19 protein-coding genes are annotated in these 22658 nt (G+C 43.0%); 13 read left to right on the plus strand and 6 right to left on the minus strand.

Translation table 11 applies throughout. The annotated features are described in order from the left end of the window. Positions 1-23 precede the first annotated feature (23 nt). From K5620_RS20280 to K5620_RS20290, 3 genes are all read left to right on the plus strand, one after another. Positions 24-1460, plus strand: coding sequence for an MBL fold metallo-hydrolase RNA specificity domain-containing protein (locus K5620_RS20280; RefSeq protein ID WP_016403139.1), 1437 nt, complete (start codon positions 24-26; stop codon positions 1458-1460). 211 nt (positions 1461-1671) lie between these two features. Then, positions 1672-5004: a hypothetical protein gene (locus tag K5620_RS20285; RefSeq protein ID WP_016403138.1), complete on the plus strand. Its 3333-nt coding sequence runs from the start codon at positions 1672-1674 to the stop codon at positions 5002-5004. Positions 5005-5177: 173 nt separating this feature from the next. Further along, on the plus strand, positions 5178-5588 hold the full coding sequence (locus K5620_RS20290) for a hypothetical protein (protein WP_016403137.1): 411 nt from the start codon (positions 5178-5180) through the stop codon (positions 5586-5588). 23 nt (positions 5589-5611) lie between these two features. On the opposite strand, the gene trhA is transcribed toward K5620_RS20290, so the two are convergent. Beyond that, the gene (gene trhA / locus K5620_RS20295; RefSeq protein ID WP_016403136.1) at positions 5612-6241 is read right to left on the minus strand and encodes a PAQR family membrane homeostasis protein TrhA; all 630 of its coding nucleotides are present in this window, start codon (positions 6239-6241) and stop codon (positions 5612-5614) included. 323 nt (positions 6242-6564) lie between these two features. Here trhA and K5620_RS20300 point away from each other — a divergent pair, with 323 nt between their 5' ends. The 9 genes from K5620_RS20300 (at position 6565) to K5620_RS20340 (ending at position 15538) form a co-directional block, all read left to right on the plus strand. After that, a complete protein-coding gene (locus tag K5620_RS20300) occupies positions 6565-7713 on the plus strand; it encodes an HIT family protein (RefSeq protein ID WP_016403135.1) in 1149 nt (382 codons plus the stop codon). 223 nt (positions 7714-7936) lie between these two features. Beyond that, positions 7937-8704 carry a hypothetical protein gene (locus tag K5620_RS20305; RefSeq protein WP_016403134.1) on the plus strand — a complete coding sequence of 256 codons (768 nt, stop codon included), beginning with the start codon at positions 7937-7939 and terminating at the stop codon, positions 8702-8704. A gap of 26 nt (positions 8705-8730) precedes the next feature. Next, complete coding sequence (locus K5620_RS20310; protein WP_016403133.1) at positions 8731-10710, plus strand: hypothetical protein; 1980 nt, start codon at positions 8731-8733, stop codon at positions 10708-10710. A 262-nt stretch (positions 10711-10972) separates the two neighbouring features. Continuing rightward, entirely contained in the window at positions 10973-12394 is a 1422-nt protein-coding gene (locus tag K5620_RS20315; RefSeq protein WP_016403132.1) for a hypothetical protein, read from the plus strand. A gap of 102 nt (positions 12395-12496) precedes the next feature. Next, positions 12497-13285, plus strand: a complete 789-nt coding sequence (locus tag K5620_RS20320; protein WP_040307492.1) for a response regulator transcription factor — start codon at positions 12497-12499, stop codon at positions 13283-13285. 69 nt (positions 13286-13354) lie between these two features. Continuing rightward, positions 13355-14167: an ion transporter gene (locus K5620_RS20325; RefSeq protein ID WP_016403129.1), complete on the plus strand. Its 813-nt coding sequence runs from the start codon at positions 13355-13357 to the stop codon at positions 14165-14167. A 146-nt stretch (positions 14168-14313) separates the two neighbouring features. Further along, positions 14314-14547 (plus strand): hypothetical protein, encoded by a 234-nt coding sequence (locus tag K5620_RS20330; RefSeq protein ID WP_016403128.1) that lies wholly within the window; start codon positions 14314-14316, stop codon positions 14545-14547. A 200-nt stretch (positions 14548-14747) separates the two neighbouring features. Beyond that, positions 14748-15080, plus strand: a complete 333-nt coding sequence (locus tag K5620_RS20335; RefSeq protein WP_040307491.1) for an immunity protein Tsi6 family protein — start codon at positions 14748-14750, stop codon at positions 15078-15080. Between the two features lie 89 nt (positions 15081-15169). Next, positions 15170-15538 carry a hypothetical protein gene (locus K5620_RS20340; protein ID WP_040307490.1) on the plus strand — a complete coding sequence of 123 codons (369 nt, stop codon included), beginning with the start codon at positions 15170-15172 and terminating at the stop codon, positions 15536-15538. A gap of 113 nt (positions 15539-15651) precedes the next feature. Here the strand turns inward: K5620_RS20340 and urtE are convergent, their stop codons facing one another. From urtE to urtA, 5 genes are all read right to left on the minus strand, one after another. Next, positions 15652-16347: an urea ABC transporter ATP-binding subunit UrtE gene (gene urtE / locus K5620_RS20345; protein ID WP_016403127.1), complete on the minus strand. Its 696-nt coding sequence runs from the start codon at positions 16345-16347 to the stop codon at positions 15652-15654. An 11-nt stretch (positions 16348-16358) separates the two neighbouring features. Further along, positions 16359-17117 (minus strand): urea ABC transporter ATP-binding protein UrtD, encoded by a 759-nt coding sequence (gene urtD, locus K5620_RS20350; protein WP_016403126.1) that lies wholly within the window; start codon positions 17115-17117, stop codon positions 16359-16361. Continuing rightward, positions 17110-18315, minus strand: coding sequence for an urea ABC transporter permease subunit UrtC (urtC, locus tag K5620_RS20355; protein ID WP_016403125.1), 1206 nt, complete (start codon positions 18313-18315; stop codon positions 17110-17112). Before urtC ends, urtD begins: the two co-directional genes overlap by 8 nt. Before the next feature lie 3 nt (positions 18316-18318). Beyond that, positions 18319-19926, minus strand: a complete 1608-nt coding sequence (gene urtB / locus K5620_RS20360; protein ID WP_016403124.1) for an urea ABC transporter permease subunit UrtB — start codon at positions 19924-19926, stop codon at positions 18319-18321. A 156-nt stretch (positions 19927-20082) separates the two neighbouring features. Then, entirely contained in the window at positions 20083-21312 is a 1230-nt protein-coding gene (gene urtA, locus K5620_RS20365) for an urea ABC transporter substrate-binding protein (RefSeq protein ID WP_246612339.1), read from the minus strand. 449 nt (positions 21313-21761) lie between these two features. On the opposite strand from urtA, the gene K5620_RS20370 reads away from it, so the two are divergent. Then, positions 21762-22646: an urease accessory protein UreD gene (locus K5620_RS20370; RefSeq protein WP_016403122.1), complete on the plus strand. Its 885-nt coding sequence runs from the start codon at positions 21762-21764 to the stop codon at positions 22644-22646. Positions 22647-22658 lie beyond the last annotated feature (12 nt).

Here is a 22658-nt window from a genome sequence, read left to right on the forward strand (position 1 = left end):
TTGTTTGAAGAGGGACTGATATCATGACCATGACCTTACAGTTTCTTGGTGCAGCGGAAGAAGTTACCGGCTCCTGCCACTTGCTTACGGTAAACGATAAACAAGTGCTATTAGATTGCGGGCTGATTCAAGGCAGCAAAGCCGATGCAATGCGCAACTACCAAGCGTTCCGATTTGAGCCTTCACAGATTGATGCGGTTATTCTTAGCCACGCTCACATAGACCATTCCGGCAGAATACCGCAGTTAGTAAAGTCTGGCTTTAAGGGTCCTATTTATACTCATAAAGCCTCGGCAGAGCTTTGTGCCATTATGCTAAAAGACGCCGCCATGCTGCAGCAGCGTGACACCGAACGGCTTAACAAAAAGCGTTTAAAAAAGGGCCTTGAGCCACTGCAAGCCTTGTTTGATGAACAAGACGTAGAGCAAACTATCCAGCAATTTAAACCGCTCAACTATGGCGAAAGCATCCAGGTACTTCCTCAACTCACCCTGCAGCTCTCCGATGCTGGACATATTCTTGGCTCGGCCATTGTTGAGTTATGGATAAGTGAAATAGGCACCCGCAAAAAAATTGTATTTAGTGGTGACTTAGGCCGCGAAGGCATGCCTATTTTGGATGATCCTGAAATTATCAAAACAGCCGATTTAGTATTGATGGAAAGCACCTATGGCAATCGCTTACACCGCAGCTGGCAGCAAACCATCGATGAACTGGAGCAAATATTTGCAGCAGCAATTAGCGGTAGCCAGGGCAATATTCTATTGCCTGCTTTTTCGGTAGGGCGCGCCCAAGAACTACTCTATTTATTTCATCTCTACGCCAAGCAATGGGACCTTTCGCGCTGGAGAATTTGTTTAGATAGCCCCATGGCTATCGAAGCCACCAAGGTATATATCAACAATTACCCGGTGATGGATGACGATTTTAAGCGTTTTACTCAACAGCACCCCGGTGAGCATCCACTGCTATCTAATGTCGAGTTTATTCAAAGCACCGAACAATCCATGGAGCTTAATGAAATAAACCAAGGCCTAATAATTATCGCTGGCAGTGGCATGTGTAATGGCGGGCGGATCCGCTGTCACCTTGAGCACAACCTATGGCGCCCTGAATGTGATGTCATCATTTGTGGCTACCAAGCCATTAGCACCCCTGGGCGTATGCTAGTAGATGGGGCCGACTATCTCACTATTCGCGGCAAACCGGTTAAAGTTGCTGCCAAGCTGCACACCGTTGGGGGGCTTTCCGCTCATGCCGACCAAGCCGAATTGATCCACTGGTACCAACAATTCGATAACGCTCCTCCACTAATATTGGTGCATGGAGAACAGCAAGTACAACAAGATCTACTGGCAGCCATTCAAGCTTCTTTTGCTCAACCCGCCGTAATGCTTGCGGCCAAACAAGGTGACAAGTTGGATTTAAGCGCCTTGCCAGAACTGGTTTGGTTGACGTAAAGGGCCTTACTAGTTGTTACATTTTATGCAGTGTTACAAACTGAACTCTAATATCCAATTCAGTTATTTCGCATGATTTTTTTGGTGAAACAGTTTATATTCCATTCAATTGAAGTCGATGACTAATTCTTTGAATAAGTAACTGAACTATTCAAACGAAAATTAGCTAACATCGAATAGAACTAGTTTGTATTAAAAAGAATGGATTCTTATGGCACTTCCTAGATGTACGTTTCTAATTACAACTCTAATATTTCTATCAGCATGCGGAGGAGGAGGGACAAGTTCCGAGGATAATTCTCCTCCCGAAGAACCAAGAACTCAAATCAGCATTTCAAGGAAGGATGCTCCTAAAGTTTTGTTTGATACTATGGAAATCATAGATAACGCCTCCCGCTTAGGCAATGATAACACCAACAGCATTTTTTCAACTGGCGGGTTACTAGACTTGGACTTGGGCAGTTTAATTAGTGACAGCGAAGAGTTCTGTTTAGATAGTGGTAACTTCGAGCTCATAAATCCCACCATTGATGAGACTTCAATAAAGGGGCAACTTAAATTCAACAATTGTAAGACTGGCTCAATTATTTTTAATGGCTCTATATATCTTACCGAAAAGCTACTAGAAAATGGGTCAGAAAATCTCAAATTAGAATTAAAAAACTGGAAAATCTCTTTTGAAGGTAAAGATGGAGAATTTAATTACAATGGTGATGTTAACATTTTAGTTGAAGACACAGAAGAACATCACATATTTAATTTATCTATTAGCGACACCTTTAATAATAGAGAGCTTAGATACAACAATTTCAACTTATTTTACAATCAAAACTCTATAGAAGAGTTCAATGGAAGCATTGCCTTAAATGAAATTAATTTTGTTGATATTAGCAGTTCTAAAAATTTCAACCAAGATAGAAGCTTTAAAGTAGAGGGTTTTGAATCAACCATTGATGCTATAGTTAAAGCAAGGGTCGTTGAATTTTCTTTAGCTATAAAAGATGAAGAGATAGGTAAAATTACAACCTCCATGTCTGTACTAAAATCAGGACCCCATCAGAAAAACACCGCACCGACCTTCGATGAAGACTCAGAGTCACATCAAGTAAATAAACAAGAAATTCTAGATATTATCTTAGATGGCCGTGATGAAAATGGTGATCTATTAGATTATGACTATGTATTGTTGGATAAGCCGAACGATGCAACAGTTTCACTAACTCAAGATGGAAATAACCGAGTTCGCTTTGAGGCAAATCAGTCCGGCGACTATCAGATAAAAGTAACCGCTAAGGACTATTCTTTAAGTTCCTTCAAAACTGTTAACATTTACATTCGTCAGGGAAAGCCCAGTTTTTCAATTGAAAACTTTCCTGAAGAAATACCAGCAGGAGATCTCTTTGAATTTAACGTCACCAACAACTCTCCGAATAACGATGGACCGCTCAACTATAGTATTGACTATGGCCCAGTAGGATTGACGATTAATGAAACGGGAATGATTGAATGGGAGCTCACGACACCTCTAGGCTTAGACGCTACTTTTAACTTCGGAATTAATGCAAATAATAGAGACCATTCTACTAAAGTTTCACATCAAGCTAGTGTAAAAGGAAAAGGTATTACAGGTGTCTCAAATCGCCCAAATTGGAAACTGATTAGCGCCTCGATCTTGGCTGATATAGACGATGATGGAAAGAAAGAGATCATCACAGCGAGTGAAGGAAGTTTAATAGCTTTCAGTCTAAATGAAGAAAGTAAAAGTCTTCAAATAAAGAAAGAGAGTTTAAGAATAATTCCAGAAGGTATTATTGGTCTAAGCTATCATGACAACAACTTCATAATTCAATCTCCTAAGGGCATCTACAAAACCAATTTTGAACTTTCTGAGCGAACTCTGTTAATTGAATTCCCTTCCTCTATAAAAGCATTTGGTACAGAAGAAATGACAATTGCCGACATTGAAGGTAATGGAAGCTCTATGTTGGTGTTTTATTCAGGAGATGGTCTATATCAGACAATGGATCTAACTACAGGTGAAGTTTCGACTCTTGAACAAATATCGATAAACCATCCATCAACGGTGCCAGTTAAAGTAACTCGGATAGATGAATCTCCTATATATGTAGTGCAAGATCATAGAGACATTGTCATTTTTGATGAGCAGAATAGCTACACCATAACTCTAGAGGCTGAACAGATAAATGACTTCCGTATAGTCAATAATGGAGGTGCCCAGGAATTAAACGTCCTTTACAAACACTGGCTATCCGATAATATAAGTTTAGCCCGTATTAATCTAAACAATGGCTTAACTATAAGCGATGTCGAACTTGATGGATTTTGGTTTTCTAGTCCTTATTTAGTAAAAAGAAACAACCTCTCAAATATTGACATTGTTAGCCGAGGTATAACTTGCGAGCATGATTCTAGTAGTTATACATGCTCAACATTAGTAAAAGATGATCATAACTATTACTACGGAAATTCTTTACTACACGTAATTGATATAGACGAAGATGGTGTTGAAGAAGTCATATTCCAAGATATAGATAAACATAGTATTCTTTGGGCCGACAACCAGAGCTGGATTTTTTCAAGCTCAAACTTAGGGCATATTCCTAAAGTCGCCAAATTGAATAGCGAAAGAATATATTCTTTATCTGAATCCCAGCTTTTTGCTGAAGAGAATGGTCAACTAGCTTCAATTACTCAAATCACTCCTGAACACTCTTTAGATTTGGTAATCGAGCATGAGACTGGATTATTTCTGTTTCAATGCCAGTATAGCCAACCATGTTTGCTCACAGATTCATTAAGTGCTGAATTGTGGCGGGAGAAGAATATAAGCAGAGTCAGTGCTGCTAGCGTAGAGAGAGGACATATTGCCACATCAGATGGAACGGGCAGAATAACAGTATACAATCTAGCTGGAAATACTATACCTGTAGAGCAAAGAAATATATCTTCTTTGATAATTGACAGAATAGAGTTCAAGAGTCTAGGGAATGAGACCTATATAACTCTCTTTACTGATCATAAAGTAGGAATATGGCACTTTTCCGATAACGAATATAAATTTGTAACTCAGGTAGATTTACATACTCAAGCTACGGTTCTAAAAAACTCGCGTATTAAAGAGGTGTTTTTCTCTAAGTCTCCGCATACAAATGAAAACACGGTCTCAGTGATTTACAATAACGGTACAGAATCTATGCGTATTTTAGGGGTATCATTAAGTACTAACCAAGTAACTAATGACCTAGAGATTACAGGGCAAGCTAAACATAGCTATATAAGTGCCTATAGTTACTCTCTGTTTGCAGAGCAAAAGAAATCTGATGGAAATAAAAATATTTTGTTCACTTATCGCCCAGAGATTAGAGAAAGTGATGACTTATGCTCATTCGATCTTGCAAATGGTAAAGTAATTTGGTGCGTAAAAGAAATTAAAGGTTCAATAAATCATAACTCTAAATTTTATTCATTAGAAAATGGAACTCAATTGATAACAGATTTAGCAATTTACTACCTTTCACACTAGTATGTATCTAATTGGTACTGCAAGCCCATTTGCAGTACCAACTAACCATTTGACTAAATAGTCTTCAATTAATCTCGGCCTTACTTATAATTAAAGGCACCTACATTTACATTTGACCACCACAATAGATAAGTGATAAAAAAGTAAGTAAGTTATCTCTGTTTGGCACCACAATGAATCTTTCCATTTTCCTACTGCCATTTTTATTAACCAGCGGCTTACTGCATGCCCAAGATGCAATAAATCCAGATTCGCTAATTGGTTTGTGGGGAAGCTCTGAAGATCAAGGCCAATCCATTTGGGGTTACGACCAATACAATGCCGACGGCACCATTATCAGCTGGGGTACCTTTCCCGACAGCATTGCTGATTTTAGAATAGATGGCCGTTACGAGATTTCTGGTGATTTGGGTACGACGATTTGCTTAACCATTAGCCGAACATCACACCCAGAAATATTGCCAGTTGGTACACAATGGTGTGACCAAATCATTTCGATTAGTGAAGATGAATTTGTGTACCAAGATCCCGATGGCGAGCAACATGTGGTTTATCGCCAAAAGGTAGGCGAGGCATATTATTAATATCGAGCTGACTAAGTTAAGCGCTAAACGATATAGCCGTACACCGTAGCAAAATGGCAAGCACAACCTGCAACTACAAAAACATGCCAGATAGCATGGGTGTATGGTTTGTGCTTGGCCACATAAAACAGCGCACCCACGCTAAACAATACTCCGCCGGCAGCTAATAGCCATAAACCTTCGCCCGCAATATGCTGATACATGGGATAAGCTAACGCCAAAGACAACCACCCCATCGCCAAATAAGTACTCAGTGATACTTTGGGAAAACGGGTGCCAGTGAGCAACTTAAAGCCCACGCCAAAAGCCGCTAGCGTCCAAATTACAATCATCGAAATTAGCGATAACCAACCGTCAAAAGACACCAGTAATATTGGTGTATAAGTGCCGGCTATTAACAGATAAATCGCAGAGTGATCAAACAGCTTTAAGCCAGCTTTCCAGGCACTATGGCTAACCGCATGGTAAAGAGAAGAGGCCAAAAACAACAAGACTAAAGACCCGCCATAAATACTTACAGCCACCACTTCAGTTAGGCCTTCGGCTTTGCTCAGTAACATAAACAAACCCACCACTGAGATAAGCAAACCAATGAGGTGAGAAACTACATTCAGTAATTCTTCTTTCGCGCTGTAGTGCTTTGCAGCCTGCATGTTGTTACCTAAATTTAACAAGTCGCCGACCAGCTTATTATTTCAGCGTACACTTGTACACTGAAAAATTGTAATGCTTTTATTATAAGCTGGTTCACTTTAACCAAAGCAGCGCTTTTAAGGCTTAAACTCACTTTGTTAAGCCTCAGAAAGGCTTCCACTTTTAGTGTTTTACTTTCCATTTACATGCAAAGACCAAGCGCTGCCAGTTTTTGTTTCAAGCAAGCAGCATTAATCCGCGCGTCGCAAGTTCATCACCTATAATCAAATAGCCGTGCAAGTCTTACTTATTTCTTTTTGGATTAAGCAAACAAGGATCGTCAATGAGCAAACAGTTACCTCTTGCCTTAGCAAAATCGCTTGCCTTAAGTGAAGATCTTGACCAGCTTCAATTTCATCACTTACTAGAAAACATTAGCCAAGATCCACAACTAAAGCAGTTTGCTCCAGACGGCGTTTGTCAAATTGATCCACGCAACGGTAACTTAGTGATTTATAACTCTGCCCGCGCTAAAAGGGTTCACACTACAGCGCAACCTACTGCAGTTAAAGAAGATGAGCATTGCCCTATTTGTGAAGGGAAAAGCGCCGATATTCTCGACATAACCGAGCACAGCGAGGGATTTACTTTTATCAACAAAAACCTCTACCCCATTTTTCACCCTATCGAAGATATTCCTTTAGAAAACGCCGACTACTTCCTCCACCAAGACCCAGAACACCAAGGCCGTGCATCCTATGGTTTTCACCTATTGCAGTGGACTTCTTCGTTACACGATAAAGACTGGCATAACCTACCATTCTCCGATGCGCTGATTAGCTTTCAGCGTTTAGCAAACTTAGAAAAGAATCTGTTATGCCAACCCACCGACTTTATGGCGCGCTCTGAAACCAAAGTGAATCAAGACGTAGTTAGTGGCTACGTGTCTATTATCAAAAACTTTGGCGCTACCGCTGGTGCTTCTTTAGTACATGGCCACCAGCAAATTGCCTATAGCAACATTTTGCCGCAGCACTTTTTCAATAACTTGCGCTTTAGAAAACGCCACAACAAATCCTTTAGTCGCTACATGTTGGAAGAGAACCCCAGCGAGTTACTGGTAAAAGACTATGGTGAATTGCAGCTAATCGTACCGTACTTTATGAAGCGACCTTTAGACATGCTGCTAATTGTGAAAGACAGCGACAAACGCTACTTGCATCAGCTCAACAGCATAGAGCAGCAACAATTGGTGGAAGGCATGCAGCAAGCCATACAAGCTATTCTGCACCTCATGGAGCAAATGGGTATTCCGCCTGCCTACAATATGATCATCAACAATGGGCCAGGCTGTGGGTTGTATCTTGAGTTTTTACCTAAAACTCAAATGATGGGTGGTTATGAGCAAATAGGCCTATTTGTTTGCCAAGCCAATGCAGCCGACTCGGCTGAGTTGTTGCGTCAGCACATTTGCCTACCCAAAGATAAGTAACAAAATTTTTCACTGTATAAATACTAATGCAGCGCTCAATAATACAGCCCTAAGATCAAGAAAAAGTCATGAAAATCAAAGCAATGATATTTTTTTAAATATTATAATAATCTTTAGTTTAAGCGCATTGTTAGTGTAATATTCTTCCCGCAAAATCTGCATTGGTGGGCGTTTACCGTCCATATTTTGAGTTAACTAGACCAATTGCAGTAGCGAGAACAGAATGGAAACATCTCACCCAACCACCATTAGAGTGGGTAAAAATGACTATGACTTCAATATTATTTCAGTAACCAAAACCTATGGTGGTTCTAAACACTTTAGTGATGGAATCAACATATATTTAGAAGACAACAATGGCAAAGTGGAAACAATGGGCGTCGATTTTAAGCCTGATATTCCACCAACCACTCAGCATATTTCAACCCTGTGGGGCGAAGACAAAAAAACCAAGAAAACTTTTCGTTTTGGCTACTTCCTTCACTCCAATGATTTCTTGGGTTATACCACGCAAGTAAACCTTCTTACGGCAGCCAAACGCATTATTCCGCTACAAGGCTTTGCCGCAAAATTAGAAAAATGGAGCCCGCTAATTACTGGCTTTTTGGCACTACTGTTTGCTTGGTGTGCGTTTTGGGCGGGTTCGGGTATCAGTCGTTACGGGATCGCGTCATTCTTTCAATCAATGCCATATATATTGCTCGACACTCCTCACTTAATTGCCAATTTTGCAGATGCAGCACGCTATAACAACGTAAGTTATGGCTGGGCGTTTATGGGCGCGATTGTCGGCTTTATTCTCAGCAAACTATTTGTAGGCATTCCTCTGGGTCGCTTACGCAACAAAATGCGCTTAGCCTTTGGCCAGACCATAAGACAACAGTTAACCACTGCCTTTGCCAATACCACCCAAGCGGCACCGTCCCCTATTTCTGGCTCTTCAAGTGCAGAACCTAAAACCGACGCCGACGGCTACCAAACTCTTATTTAAACCAAGATATCGTTTAAGGAACTAACATGTCTTTTGAACATGGCTCACTCGACTTAGGGATCCGCAATCCCTTCCGTTTTGAAGGCACCCTGCGTGCCATTCGAGGCGGCATCACAGCGCTGCTAGGTTTACTCTCATTATTAAACGTAGCAAGTGCAGTACAAACCCACCCAATTACCGGATGGACCTTCGCCATCATCGGCTTTGTGTTGATGGCCAACGGCCTATGGACACTAGGGCGTGGCTTAATGCAGGTAATGCGTTTTTACGTGGGACGCTCAGCGCCTACTTCACTGTCTTATAACCATGCAAGCTCTGAGCAAGACAGTGCTAAGCGTGAGCAACGCGACGTAGCCTACGACCAACAACAAATTGAATCGATGTTGGTGGGCAGTAAAAACTACACCTTTAAAGAACCCGTGGGTTTAGTAGCCAGAATGCTGCACACCCTATTCCCCAAAATCACTTTTGTGCCTTACCCAATTCAGAACTTGGCGCAGCGCATTGTTGGGGCACTAGTACAAACCTTAGTGGCGCTATTTGCTTTTGCCATTTTAAGCTTTGTAACGTCGGTAGGTTTAGCTGGCGATAAAGCCACTATCTTGATGCCATTCTTTGCCTTTACCTTACTCTGCTACGTAGCCTTAGTATGGTTTAAAGCTGGCCGCCCACTTAACCGCAGCTTAGGTCGTGGTATCGAAACCGTTAGCGCTTTTGGCTTTGTTAAAATGGTGGCGGTATGTGTAAGTGTGCCAGTACTGGTTAACATGCTTCTAGGCAAACTCTTTGCTTACGAGCTAGGCCAGTACCAAGATGTTATTGCCGCTCAACTACGTGGTTTAGAGATAGAAGCAGAGCTAAGCGAAGGCATGACTTGGGCAACCCAAATGCTAGATTTGGCCTACAACAGCTATAGTAACTCTACCTGGTTAGGCTTAATTTTTGTCTTCTCTGTAATTAGCTGTGCCTTGGTATTGGGTTTAACCGCCTTGCGTGCCAAACAAGCTAACCCAACGACCGAGATCACCGACAAACTGCCTCGCACCAGCGAAGTAGGTGCTCGCCCAATGGATATATTCAACGAGTTTACCCACCAAGTGATGGAGCGTCGTCGCTACAAAAAGGTGCCAAACCGTGTTTATAAACCTTTGAGTGCTCGCCAAAACCCTAACAATGGCGAATTTGATGGTGAACTGATTCAAGAAACTCAACCAAAAACTGTTGAGAAAAACGACGAACCAGTAAGCAAAAAAATGCGTATTGCTTCAACCAGTTTGGCTCAGGCTTTACTGCTAATCGCCAGCTTATTAGTGTTTTACGCACTCACTCCGCTAACCACTTATACCAGCTTCTTCGACGGTGTAGTGTTTGAGCTACTGGATGATGAAACCGGACCAGCATTTGTTCAAACTACCATTGAAAGCTTCTTTACCATTCTTACCTTGCTAGTTGCTGCCACCATTTGTGCCATTTTTGGCCGTTTGCTTAGCAACTTAAGCCATCCGTTTTGGAGCGAAATCCAGTTTGAATCAAGCTTGGTTTACTTCAAGTGTAAAGGCACGGTAAAAGAAGATACGCGCACCTTTGGTAAAGGGTATAACGACAGCACTAGCCTAGAAACCAGCGTGTTCACCTCAACCATTCAGCCACGTTTGTTTGTAACGCGAGTCATTAGCTCTACCTTTGCTGGCATTGGTAGCACTAACTTAATGTTCCCTCGCCATATTATGACCATGCACGGTGACGAGAACTTAGCCGACGAACTTCATCACGAACTAATGCACAGCATTGGCAACCGCGCAGGCACTGCTGCTATGAACGACGAGCAGCGTAAAGTAGTAGATGAATACAACAGCTCTAACCTGCAAATGAAAGCAGAATCGGCCCCAGAGCGCTTAGCCAACCGCAGCAGCGAGCTAAGCCTAGACGCGCCCAAAGCTCAAGCCGCGCTAGCGCAAAAAGAAGACCATGAGGCAGAAGCCAATAGTGAAATTGAAATTCAGTAATAGCTAAACTGACTCTGCCGCTCTATAGAGCGGCAGTTTCATTTGATAGACCATTCAAATACTCTTTCCCTTCCATGAAATGCAGTAGATTTACCGTATAGCAAGGCACTCATTTCTGTAATGATAAGTCGGCTCGCTCAAGAGCCTTTTGTGTCCTTAGAACACTTAACCTGTGATAAACCAAGCCTGTTTATTTGCTCGCATTTATAAACAGAGTTTGAACTAGCTTTTAGGGACTTTTTCTACATGATGAGGGATTAATATGTACCCACGACTGTTCACTAGTTTACTCGCCACCACCGTACTCTTCGCTTGTGGTGGCGGAGGCGATGATAGTACTCCTAGTAATACCCAGTTGTCTGGTCTCGCTATCGATGGTTATATTAGCGGAGCAACAGCCTTTCTCGACATTAACTTCAACGGCCAATTTGATGCTGGCGAACCTAGCGCACTAACCAACGAGAACGGCCAGTACGACCTAGCTTTAACTGGTAGCGATGCAGATTGCGCAGACTATGCCCCAATAATTATTGATGTACCAGTAGGCGCGATTGATAGCGATTATGGTGAAGTAGAGGAAGCTTATCAACTTAGTTACCCACCTGCCTTCGCAATACTCAGTGAGGATGATCTCAAAGCGACTACACCGCTAACCAGCATAGTATGGAACAGCGTTGAAGCTGAGTTAGTTGAGAGGGGTGAAGCAACTACCTGTGCAGAGCTAAAAGCCAATTACAGTTTGCAGGAAGATATAACCAAGCGTTTAGAGGAACAAGAATGGCGGGTAGCTCGTCGCTACAACATCACCGTAGAAGAGCTTTACAGTGACTATATCGCGGAAGAAAACGCTGAGTTACATGCTTTCGCTCAAGAGCTCGTGCCAGGCTTGCAAAAGTCTTATGAGGACACAGCAGACCTTTACCAAAGCTACCCCGATGCTTTCTACGTATACGTAGAGTATTACTTGGGTAAATGGTTTGACGACGAAAATGAAGCGCAAGCTTGGTACCGCGAAGAATTTGTCGCCTACGATAACTCTAACGTTAGAATGGTAAATGCAATGAGCCCAGACCTTGAAGTTTTAGGGCAAATGATGAGCTACTCAAGCATGGAAATGCATAGCAATGAACAGATAGAGTATGAAATTGTTCACGATGTATCTCGTCAGCGAGACAATATGTTGCTATGTAACACTCTCGAGTTTTACGAACAAAACCGTCCTACTCGCTATGCTGTAGTCAATCAATATCAAGATACTCAAGCAGAACAACTTGACTGCTTTACCGGAGGTTTTGAACAAGCTTTAGTCAACCAAACCGCCCATACCAAAGTATTCGATAGCAATGGTGATTTGGCCACCTATTCCTACCATGTATATAACAACTATGAAACGCTCGGTTTAAGTTCATTGATTGGCTTATATGGTAATATCGACCAGCTTGATGGCAGTGAACTAGACGTGCTTAACTTCATATCTACTGATTTTGAAAACACCGATGACTACGAAGCTGATAGCTGGACTCGCCACAAAAATAGCTTTAACCAAGGCGAGCAAGTGGCTACCCAGCATGACAGTGACGGTTTGTGGATTGAAACAACTCTCCATGAAAATGGCACTTACAGCATAAGCTGCGGACCACAACAAGCTATGCAGGTAGTTGAATCTGTAGAACTGTGTTACTAAAACGTATTCTTTGATGAAGGTCTCAGCAGACCTTCATCAGCTGAAGATTTGCTACTATTTAGTGATAAAACAATTATTCCCAACAATGCACCAATAGACAGAATGTCACAAACAACGCACCCTAGAACTCCTTTCGAAGAATTATTGCTTGAGCAATCAGAGCAGCTAATGCAGACAGGTCCTGCCCAATTCACCACTGTTTGGCAACATTTAGCCGACCCTGCCTTAACGTTTTTTGGGCTAGATCGCGTTACTTTGTTCCCTAATTCAATGATATTAGTGAATGCAGAAAACACCTTGCATCATGCAGTTGACTGGTTAAACCCTGCAACTATTAATGACTACATAGACGACAACGATAGACACCTAGACTACTTAAAGAAGGTAGAGCAAGCCAAAGAGCCAGTTCTTTTTAATGAAGTAGAGTTAGCTTCTAGCAATGATTTTGTTCTGCAAAAGCTGTATCAAGAAGGAGCGTGTTTGCACTATATTGTGCCGCTATCACTACACGGTGAGCGCTGGGGTGCTTTGGCATCAAGCATGTTTAAAAAAACACTCTGTAATTGCTCACAACCCTCGACAGATATTGAACAGCTAAAACTTATTGGTAACTTATGGCTTAGCCACTGGCAACACGCCAAAGTGCTAAGTAGCGTAAGTGAAAATGCTCCTTCCCGCACCGCCGATCACCATAAGGTTCTTAAGCTCAGTCCAAAGCAGGTTAAGGTTCTATCATTATTGGCCCAAGGCTATTCGGCAAAACAGGCTGGAAAAATGCTAAATTTAAGCCCGCGCACCGTTGAGTCACACAAGTATCGCTTAATGGCCCAGCTAGAATTACACAGCCCAATGGAGATGGTGCTATTTGCAGTACGAAATCACCTCATCTAGTGCTTGAGTTCGCCCACCAGTATGCGGCAAAATTGCTAACAGCATTTCATAACACCGCAGTAACAAACATTGAACACTAATAGCCAAAACCTGCAAACCCAATTTGAACGCCTTAAACGTAACAAGCTGTTTGAGTTGTTTGTAATTTCGGTGATTTTAATTTCAGCCTTACTTATTGGCGCAAAAACCTACTCACTGCCGCCTAAAGTTATTACTGCCACCATCATACTCGACTACCTCATCACCCTGTTTTTTGTGGTCGAAATTAGCATTCGCTTTATTGCCGAGCCCAATAAAAAGCACTTCTTTAATAACTTCTGGAATGTCTTCGATACCCTAATTGTATTGGTAAGCCTAGTCCCTATCGAAAACTCTGAACTAGCCGTAGTTGGTCGCCTAATTCGGGTATTTAGGGTACTGCGAATGGTGTCTATTATTCCCGAGCTGCGTATCTTGCTTACCTCGCTGGTTAAAGCCCTGCCGCAGCTGGGTTACGTAATGCTGCTAATGTTCATCATCTTCTACATCTACGCCGCCATTGGCAGCACCTTATTCGAAACCATTAACCCAACATTGTGGGGCGACATTGCCATCTCCATGCTCACCTTGTTCCGGGTGATGACCTTCGAAGATTGGACCGACGTAATGTACGAAACCATGCAGGTATACAGCCTAAGTTGGATTTACTTCCTTAGCTTTATCTTCCTGTCGGCGTTTGCCTTTCTTAACATGGTGATTGGCATTGTGGTAAATGTGATGGAACAAGAACACGCTAAAGTACGTGAAGAAAAAAGCCTCGCCGAAGGCACCAACGAGCCGAGTCTGCGAGAATTACAGCAAGAGCTAAGCGAGATAAAAGCGCTGCTTAGGCAGCAAAAATAGTAGCGTAATAAGCGAGCTTAAGGGCAGATAAGCCCTTAAGCTTTTTTGTTCCAATAAGGGAAAGCGAACAAACCTCAAACAAAACCTTGCTCCAAACTCAATGATAGTTAATGATAACTATTCGCAATAAGTGTTTGGACATTACCATGAAACATCACTCTTCAACATCACCAAGGATCCAGCTAAGCCTCTCGGTAGATAAGCTACAACAATTGCTTGCTCAGGGAGCAATTTGTATAAATGACTTGGCCGATATACAGCCAGAAGCCAAGCACGTGCTATGGAAGCTTTGCCTGCAAAACTGCAAATCCGGCGCATGTGAGCGGCGAGCAAAAGCAGTGAATGATGAAGAAAGGCTTAAGGTTAAGAACCTCGATTAACTGCTAATGGCCTAAAGTTTGCGACGGCATAACCAAGTTAATAATCAAGAGCTAGCTTGTGGCCATTTGAACGAATAATATCCTTTAATACTTCTCCGAAACCCTGCAATATTTAAACAATGCTATTAAATACGAAAGGTGGAGACCTTCAATGTTTACTACAGATCCCGATGCATTCGATTTAGATTCAAGGAAATACTATGGCCAATAATTTCATGACGGAAGAACAAAAAAAACTTTGGATAGATGAAGCTATAGCTATTACAAACAATCGCTTAGATAGCAATTACAAAAATTCAGATTTATATAAGTATATTATGAATCAGTTAAACTATATAAATGATTGTATTTCAGGTGAGTCTTCGGGGGAGAAATTGTCCAAAATAAATATTGGGAATATAGCAGTTAGAGAGATATCTCCTAACGACGAAGTATATAGCACAGCTTTAACAAAGGCTTATTTTATAGCGTCATATATGGATAAAGGTAAAGAGGTTCCGTTAGTAGATGAACACGGAAACATTAAGGAATAGAAAATATGTTAAAGATAATTTTGACGCTTAATACAAAGATAAAAATATAGAGCACTCGTAGGGCCAACATCGCAAGGAAATACTAGATAATGAGTAGTAATAAAGAGGAAGACACAACCTTTTTTGACATCTTTTCTCGCCGAGAAAAGGGGCCTTGGATATTACTATTGATAAACTTCGGGATATCTTTTTTGCAATTTTTTTTAGGCAATATAGCGGATGACAAGTATGGAAAAATGCCGAACTTTATAGCGTTAACCGTAATTACATTCATACTCACTTTATTATCTGTGAATGTATATCTAAAAATGTCAGGAAGAGGCTTTTTTGTTGGTGGCTCTCAGGGGCGATACACTGAAAAGAAATATGATAAAAAGGGTTATATAGCCACACTATATATAACTACTTGTGGCATCGTATATTTAACTTTAGCTATACAGCTTCTGTTTTATCCTTAAAAAAGAATAAACACGCTAAGCAGCTAACGGTTACAAAATGAATCCTTGATAAGTGAACCAGCACAAAAAAAGCCGCTCTAGTGAGCGGCCATATCATTAACGCGAGTTAAGATCTAAACACTCATCCAACGTTTTACATCGGCTTCATCTACTTCGTCTTTGCTGCCCTGCAATACCACATTGCCGCGATCTAGTACGGTGTAGTTGTCGGCAAGCGCTACAGCAAAATCAAAATACTGTTCTACTAATACAATCGCCATTTCGCCGCGATCGCGCAGTAGTGCCAATACCTTTTGGATGTCTTTAATAATGGAGGGCTGAATCCCTTCGGTAGGCTCGTCTAGCATTAATAATTTAGGGCGCATGATTAAAGCGCGCGCTATCGCTAATTGCTGCTGCTGGCCACCCGATAAATCGCCGCCACGGCGCGCCAGCATTTGCTTTAGCACCGGGAACAAACGAAAGATTTCGTCGGGAATAAAACGCTCCGATTTAGGCAATACCGAGAACCCAGTTTTAAGATTTTCCAGCACCGTTAGTTGACCAAATATCTCACGCCCTTGCGGTACAATCGCAATGCCTTGCTTGGCGCGTTGCGCCGCCGACATTTTGCTAATGTCTTTACCGTTAAACATAATGCTGCCGGCGCTAATGCTTTGCTGACCCGCTAGCGCTTTTAGCAGCGTGGTTTTACCCACGCCGTTGCGCCCGAGTACACAGCTTATTTTGCCCGGCTCGGCACTTAGGCCTACATTGTAAAGCGCTTGGCTAGCCCCGTAATGACTATCTACTTTAGAAAGTTCTAACATTCCGTCGCCTCCTAGCGCCCTAAGTAAACTTCGATGACTTGCTGATTTTGCTGCACTTGCTCAAGAGTGCCTTGGGCCAATACCGAACCTTCGTGCAATACCGTTACTGGACAATCTAGTGCTTTTACAAAATCCATGTCGTGCTCTACCACCACTAAAGAGTGCTTTTTAGCTAGCTCTTTAAACAGCTCGGCGGTGAGGGCGGTTTCTTCATCGGTCATTCCGGCGGCGGGTTCATCAATGAGCAATAACTGCGGCTCTTGCATAATTAACATGCCAATCTCTAGCCACTGTTTTTGACCATGCGACAAAGAGCCAGCTAACCATTCTTGCTTATCTGCTAAACGAATCAGCGCCAAGGTGTCGCCAATTTGTTTATTGTCGCTAGAGGACAATTTATGCATCAAAGATTCAAACACTCCACGACGTCCGGCCAAGGCTAACTCTAAGTTTTCAAATACCGTTAGGTTTTCGATTACCGAGGGTTTTTGAAACTTACGACCAATGCCAATGTTGGCAATTTCGGCTTCGTCGTGCTGGGTTAAATCGATATCGTTATTAAAAAATACCGTGCCTTCATCGGGACGAAGCTTGCCAGTAATTACGTCCATCATAGTGGTTTTACCGGCACCATTGGGGCCAATAATTGCGCGCATTTGGCCAGGCTCTAAAATTAACGACAAGCTATTTAAGGCTTTAAAACCATCGAAGCTTTTGGTTACACCATCTACATACAAGATGGTGTCTTGAGGAATATGTACACTACGCATTTACTGCACCCTCCGCTGGATCGGCTTTATCGGCTTTTTTCTCTGTTGCTGGAGTTGGCTCAGTGACAGCAGCAGTGCTTACCTTAGTTGCTGCTCTTTCTTGCAACTTAGCTTTGATACTGCCATACAAACCCACCACGCCTTTTGGCAACCACAAAGTCGTTACCACAAACAAAGCGCCTAAGAAGAACAACCAAAGCTCTGGGAATGCACCGGTAAACCAAGATTTACCAAAGTTAACCAGCAGCGCACCAAATACCGCACCAAACAAAGTGCCTCGGCCACCAACGGCTACCCAAACAATGCTTTCGATGGAGTTAAGCGGCGCAAATTCGCCAGGGTTAATAATGCCCACTTGCGGCACATACAAAGCGCCAGCTACGCCAGCTAACATGGCCGAAACTACAAACACAAATAGCTTAAAGCGCTCTACGCGGTAACCGATAAAACGGGTACGGCTTTCGCTGTCGCGCACGGCAATTAATACTCGACCAAGTTTTGAGTTCACAATCCAGCGGCACAATACATAAGCGCCAGCTAAGGCTAGTGCACTTAAGGCAAACAACACCGCTCGGGTTGAATCTGCTTGCAAGCTAAAGCCTAGAATGTCTTTAAAATCGGTTAAGCCGTTGTTACCACCAAAACCCATGTCGTTACGGAAAAACGCCAACATCAGCGCATAAGTAAGGGCTTGGGTAATAATCGACAAGTACACACCGGTTACTCGCGAACGGAAGGCCAAGTAACCAAAGATAAAGGCCAAAATGCCCGGTGCCAAAAACACCATCAACATGGCAAAGGGGAACATATCAAAACCCAGCCAATACCAAGGTAATTCCGACCAATCGAGGAATACCATAAAGTCTGGCAATTCTGGGTTAGCGTATACACCGCGGTCGCCAATTTGGCGCATTAAGTACATGCCCATGGCGTAGCCGCCCAGTGCAAAAAAAGCACCGTGACCCAAACTTAAAATACCGCAATACCCCCACACTAAATCCACTGCAATGGCGAGCAAGGCATAACACAGGTATTTACCCAACAAGGTTACCCAGTAAGAACTTAAGTGCAAAGGGTTCTCGGGGCTAAGCGCCAAACTCATTAACGGCACTAAAATCGCCGACAATAACAAAGCCAGCAACATGGCGTTGCCCACTTTGTCTTTTACTAAAAATCGAACTAATACAGACTTAGGCATGCTTTAGTCCTCCACCGTACGACCTTTCAAGGCAAACAAGCCTCGAGGACGTTTTTGAATAAATAGAATGATGAACACTAGAACCAAGATTTTGGCTAATACGGCACCGGCAAACGGTTCCATTAGCTTGTTCGCCACACCTAAAGTAAGTGCGCCAATCACGGTACCAAATAGGTTACCCACGCCGCCAAATACCACCACCATGAAGGAATCGATAATGTAGTTTTGGCCCAAGTTTGGTCCCACGTTGGTTAACTGACTTAAAGCCACACCAGCAATACCGGCAATGCCAGAGCCTAAACCAAAGGTCATGGCGTCTACCCAGCTTGAACGAATACCCATAGAGTTAGCCATTGGGCGATTCTGAGTTACCGCACGCATTTGCAAACCAAAGAAGGTTTTACGCAAAATTGTCCACAGTAGTGCCACTACCATAAAGCTGAAAATGATGATGTAGAGACGGTTGTAAGTAAGTGACAACACGCCGTTTATCTCTAGCGAGCCGCTCATCCATTGAGGCGTAATTACTGCTTGGTTTAGCGGACCAAAAATACTGCGAACCGCCTGCTGTAAAATAAGGCTTAAACCAAAAGTGGCTAATAGTGTTTCTAGCGGGCGACCGTATAAGAAACGAATCACGCCACGCTCAATTAATACACCTACCAAACCAGACACTAAAAAGGCGGCAGGAATTGCCACCAGCAACGACCATTCAATATTATTTGGCATTAATTGCTGCACCACATAGGTGGTGTAAGCACCCAGCATGATCATTTCGCCGTGGGCCATGTTAATCACGCCCATCACACCAAAGGTAATCGCAAGGCCTACCGCTGCCAACAACAGCACTGCACCTAAGCTCAAACCAAAGTAGATGTTCTCGGCCACGCTGTTTATTTGTAACAGCTGATCATTAGTGGCAATGGCTTTATCAATGGCGGCTAATACTTGAGGCTCTTGCTCGCTAGCTTGCTGCTTAACTAATACGTTACGAGAGGCCGGGTCTAATTGGCCAGCCAGTAGCTCGGCCGCAGCCAAACGCTCAGCAGTTTCGCCAAATTGCAGATTAATAATCGCCTGCATTTCTTTAAGTTTGGCAATTACCTTTTCATCTTGCTCGGCAACGAGGCGCTGCTCGATTAACGGCGTGTGAGATTGGTCAGCGGTATTCATTAATGAACGAATCGCGGCAATTCGAGCGCTAGACTCATCGGCGTTTAAACCAATTAGTGCTAAACCACTACGCAGCTGACGACGGATTTTGTTGTTAACCGAGATTTTCTTAATAAGAGATTTTTTAACGCTACCTAAATCAGCGCCATCAACTACAGAACTTAAGTTATAAAGGCTGCCTTCTTTTACCGCTACTACCACTTTTTTATCTGATTTTTGGTAGTACAAATTGGCGCTTAATAAGCTTTCGAAGATCAAACTGTTACGTTTGTCTCCGCTAGCAATTAGCTGTTCAATAGCTTGTTGTTTTTGACTATTTTTTTTTGCAGTTAAGGCCTGCACTGCCTGCTCCCAATCACTTGCAGCAGCTGGTAATACCCAAAGCATGAGTAAAACACCGGCCAACAAGCGTGCGAAGCGAGATATGTATATGCTCAAAACAATCCCTACTCTTGATTGATTCAATACAAAAAAGGCGCTACCGATATTACTCAGCCGCGCCTTTTAAAAAGTGCCCGTAGGCACTTAGCTGTTTACGCGTACCTAGGTTCTATTTGTCTTTTGGGCTGTTGAGCTCAAAAGCGCAACAGTTCCTTAGTAGTTTTGACCAGAACATTGGCCAGTTTTGATGTTGAAGTTGCCACACTTAATTGGGGCAGTCCAATCAGCAACAATAGTGGCTGATTCAGTTAGGTGGTCTGTCCAAGCATCACCAATTACGCCGCCGCTTGTTTGCCATACAGTGTCGAATTGACCGTCAGCTTGAATCTCACCAATAAGCACTGGCTTAGTTAAGTGGTGGTTAGTGTTCATTACTGCGTAACCGCCAGTTAAGTTAGGAACAGTGATACCGTACATTGCGTCACGCACTGGATCGGTGTCTGTAGTACCCGCTTTTTCAACTGCTTCAGCCCACATTTGGAAACCAATGTAAGTTGCTTCCATTGGGTCGTTAGTTACGCGCTTGTCGTCGCCAGTGTAGGCTTTCCAAGCTGCAATAAACTCTTCGTTAGCTTCGCTGTCTGCGCTTTGGAAGTAGTTCCAAGCTGCTAAGTGACCCACTAGAGGAGCAGTATCAAAACCAGATAGCTCTTCTTCACCTACAGAGAAAGCAACTACTGGAATGTCTTCTGCCGAAATACCTTGGTTAGCTAGCTCTTTGTAGAAAGGAACGTTTGCGTCACCGTTAATGGTAGAAACAACCGCTGTTTTCTTACCTGCACCACCAAATTTCTTCACATCAGAAACGATTGTTTGCCAATCAGAGTGACCAAATGGCGTGTAGTTAATCATGATGTCGGCTTCAGCTACGCCTTTAGACTTAAGGTAAGCTTCTAAGATTTTGTTAGTTGTACGTGGGTATACGTAGTCGGTTCCGGCTAGTACCCAACGTTCTACACCTTCTTCTTCCATTAGGTAATCAACCGCTGGAATCGCTTGCTGGTTTGGCGCAGCGCCAGTGTAGAATACGTTTTTAGAGCTTTCTTCACCTTCGTACTGAACTGGGTAGAAAAGCATACCGTTTAGCTCTTCAATTACAGGAAGTACTGATTTACGAGATACCGAAGTCCAACAACCGAAGATAACGTCTACTTGCTCTTTATCTAGTAGCTCACGTGCTTTCTCGGCAAATAAAGGCCAGTTAGATGCTGGGTCAACCACTACAGGTTCTAGCTTCTTACCTAATAAACCACCCTTTTTGTTTTGCTCTTCAATCATCATAAGCACTGTGTCTTTCAGTGTTGTTTCACTGATAGCCATGGTGCCTGATAACGAGTGCAATACGCCTACTTTAATGGTTTCTGCGGCTTGGGCTGCATTCATTGAGAAGGCAAGTGCTACACCACTTGCAACCGTTGCGATCTTCTTCCATTTGCTATGTTGTGTCATTGCTATATTTCCTATTTTTTATAGTCCTTTAGAGCATGCGGTACCTCATGCAATGCTAAGGTAGCTAGAGCATCGACTATGCCAAGTAGAAAATAACAATTAAAAACAATAACTTAATGAAATGATTTATATATCATTAGTAATTCGACGCACAAAACATGAGCGTTTGCCTCAAATAAACGCACCAAAATGATCGTACAATAAACAAACACCAAACAAACGCACCAATTTGGCCATCGCGCACCAAAATGATCCACCCCAAGCTGCTGATTTTGCGCTATTTTGAATAGGAGCCGCTCTTAGGTTAGCTCGATAAAACTGGTTTAGTTCTTGCTCTATTAAGCAGAGGAAAATTCACTTCCAGCCATGAAAGAAGGATAACAGTGAGTCAGCAAGAGCAAACCGCATGCAGCAATTCGCACGCCCCCATTAAGCAAGGTTGGGTAGCCACCCTTGATTTGGGCTTTGCCCCTATCGCTAATAAAACTCGCTTAACCTTAAACCAAAGCCAAGGCCCCTTGCGGGTACAACGCCCTTTTCACCCAGAGCTGGCTGCACCAGATTGTTGCCACGTGTATTTATTACACCCACCCGGCGGCTTGGTGGCGGGTGATCACCTGCTGATGAATGTGGAATGTTTGGCTGGCAGTAAAGTGGTACTTACTACCCCAGCATCAGGCAAATTGTATCGCTCTAACTTGGCACGCCAGCAGCAACGCCAAGAGCAGCGATTTCATTTACAAGACAACAGCAGCTTAGAGTGGCTGCCGCCAGAAACCATTGTATTTAATGGCGCGCAAGGCCGCTTAGACAGTCACTTCATGTTGCAAGGTAATGCTCAACTAATCGCTTGGGAAATTACTTGTTTAGGCCGCAAAGCCAGCGACGAAGACTTTGACCACGGCGAGTTGATGCAATCCATCAAGGTGTATCGCGAACAGCGCCCATTGCTGATTGAGAATACTCGCATCGATAACGCCAATACTGCTGCTAACCCAGCAGCATTGGCTGGCAAACACGTATACGCCTGCATGCTAGCCACAGTAGATTTACTCAGCGAATTAGCCCAAAAGCAGTTATTAGAAGATTTACGCGAACAACTAGCGTGTGCAGAGGTGGGCATCACATTAGTGCGCGGCCTTATCATTTTGCGCTATTTAGGGGACAACGCCGAACAAGTAAGGCAAGAGTTTGAAGCGGCTTGGGCGCTTATTCGCCCGGTTACGCTTGGTCACCCAGCGGTTCGCCCCCGAATTTGGAATACTTAATTTAATACTACG

Source organism: Agarivorans albus, from assembly GCF_019670105.1.
GTDB lineage: Bacteria > Pseudomonadota > Gammaproteobacteria > Enterobacterales > Celerinatantimonadaceae > Agarivorans > Agarivorans albus.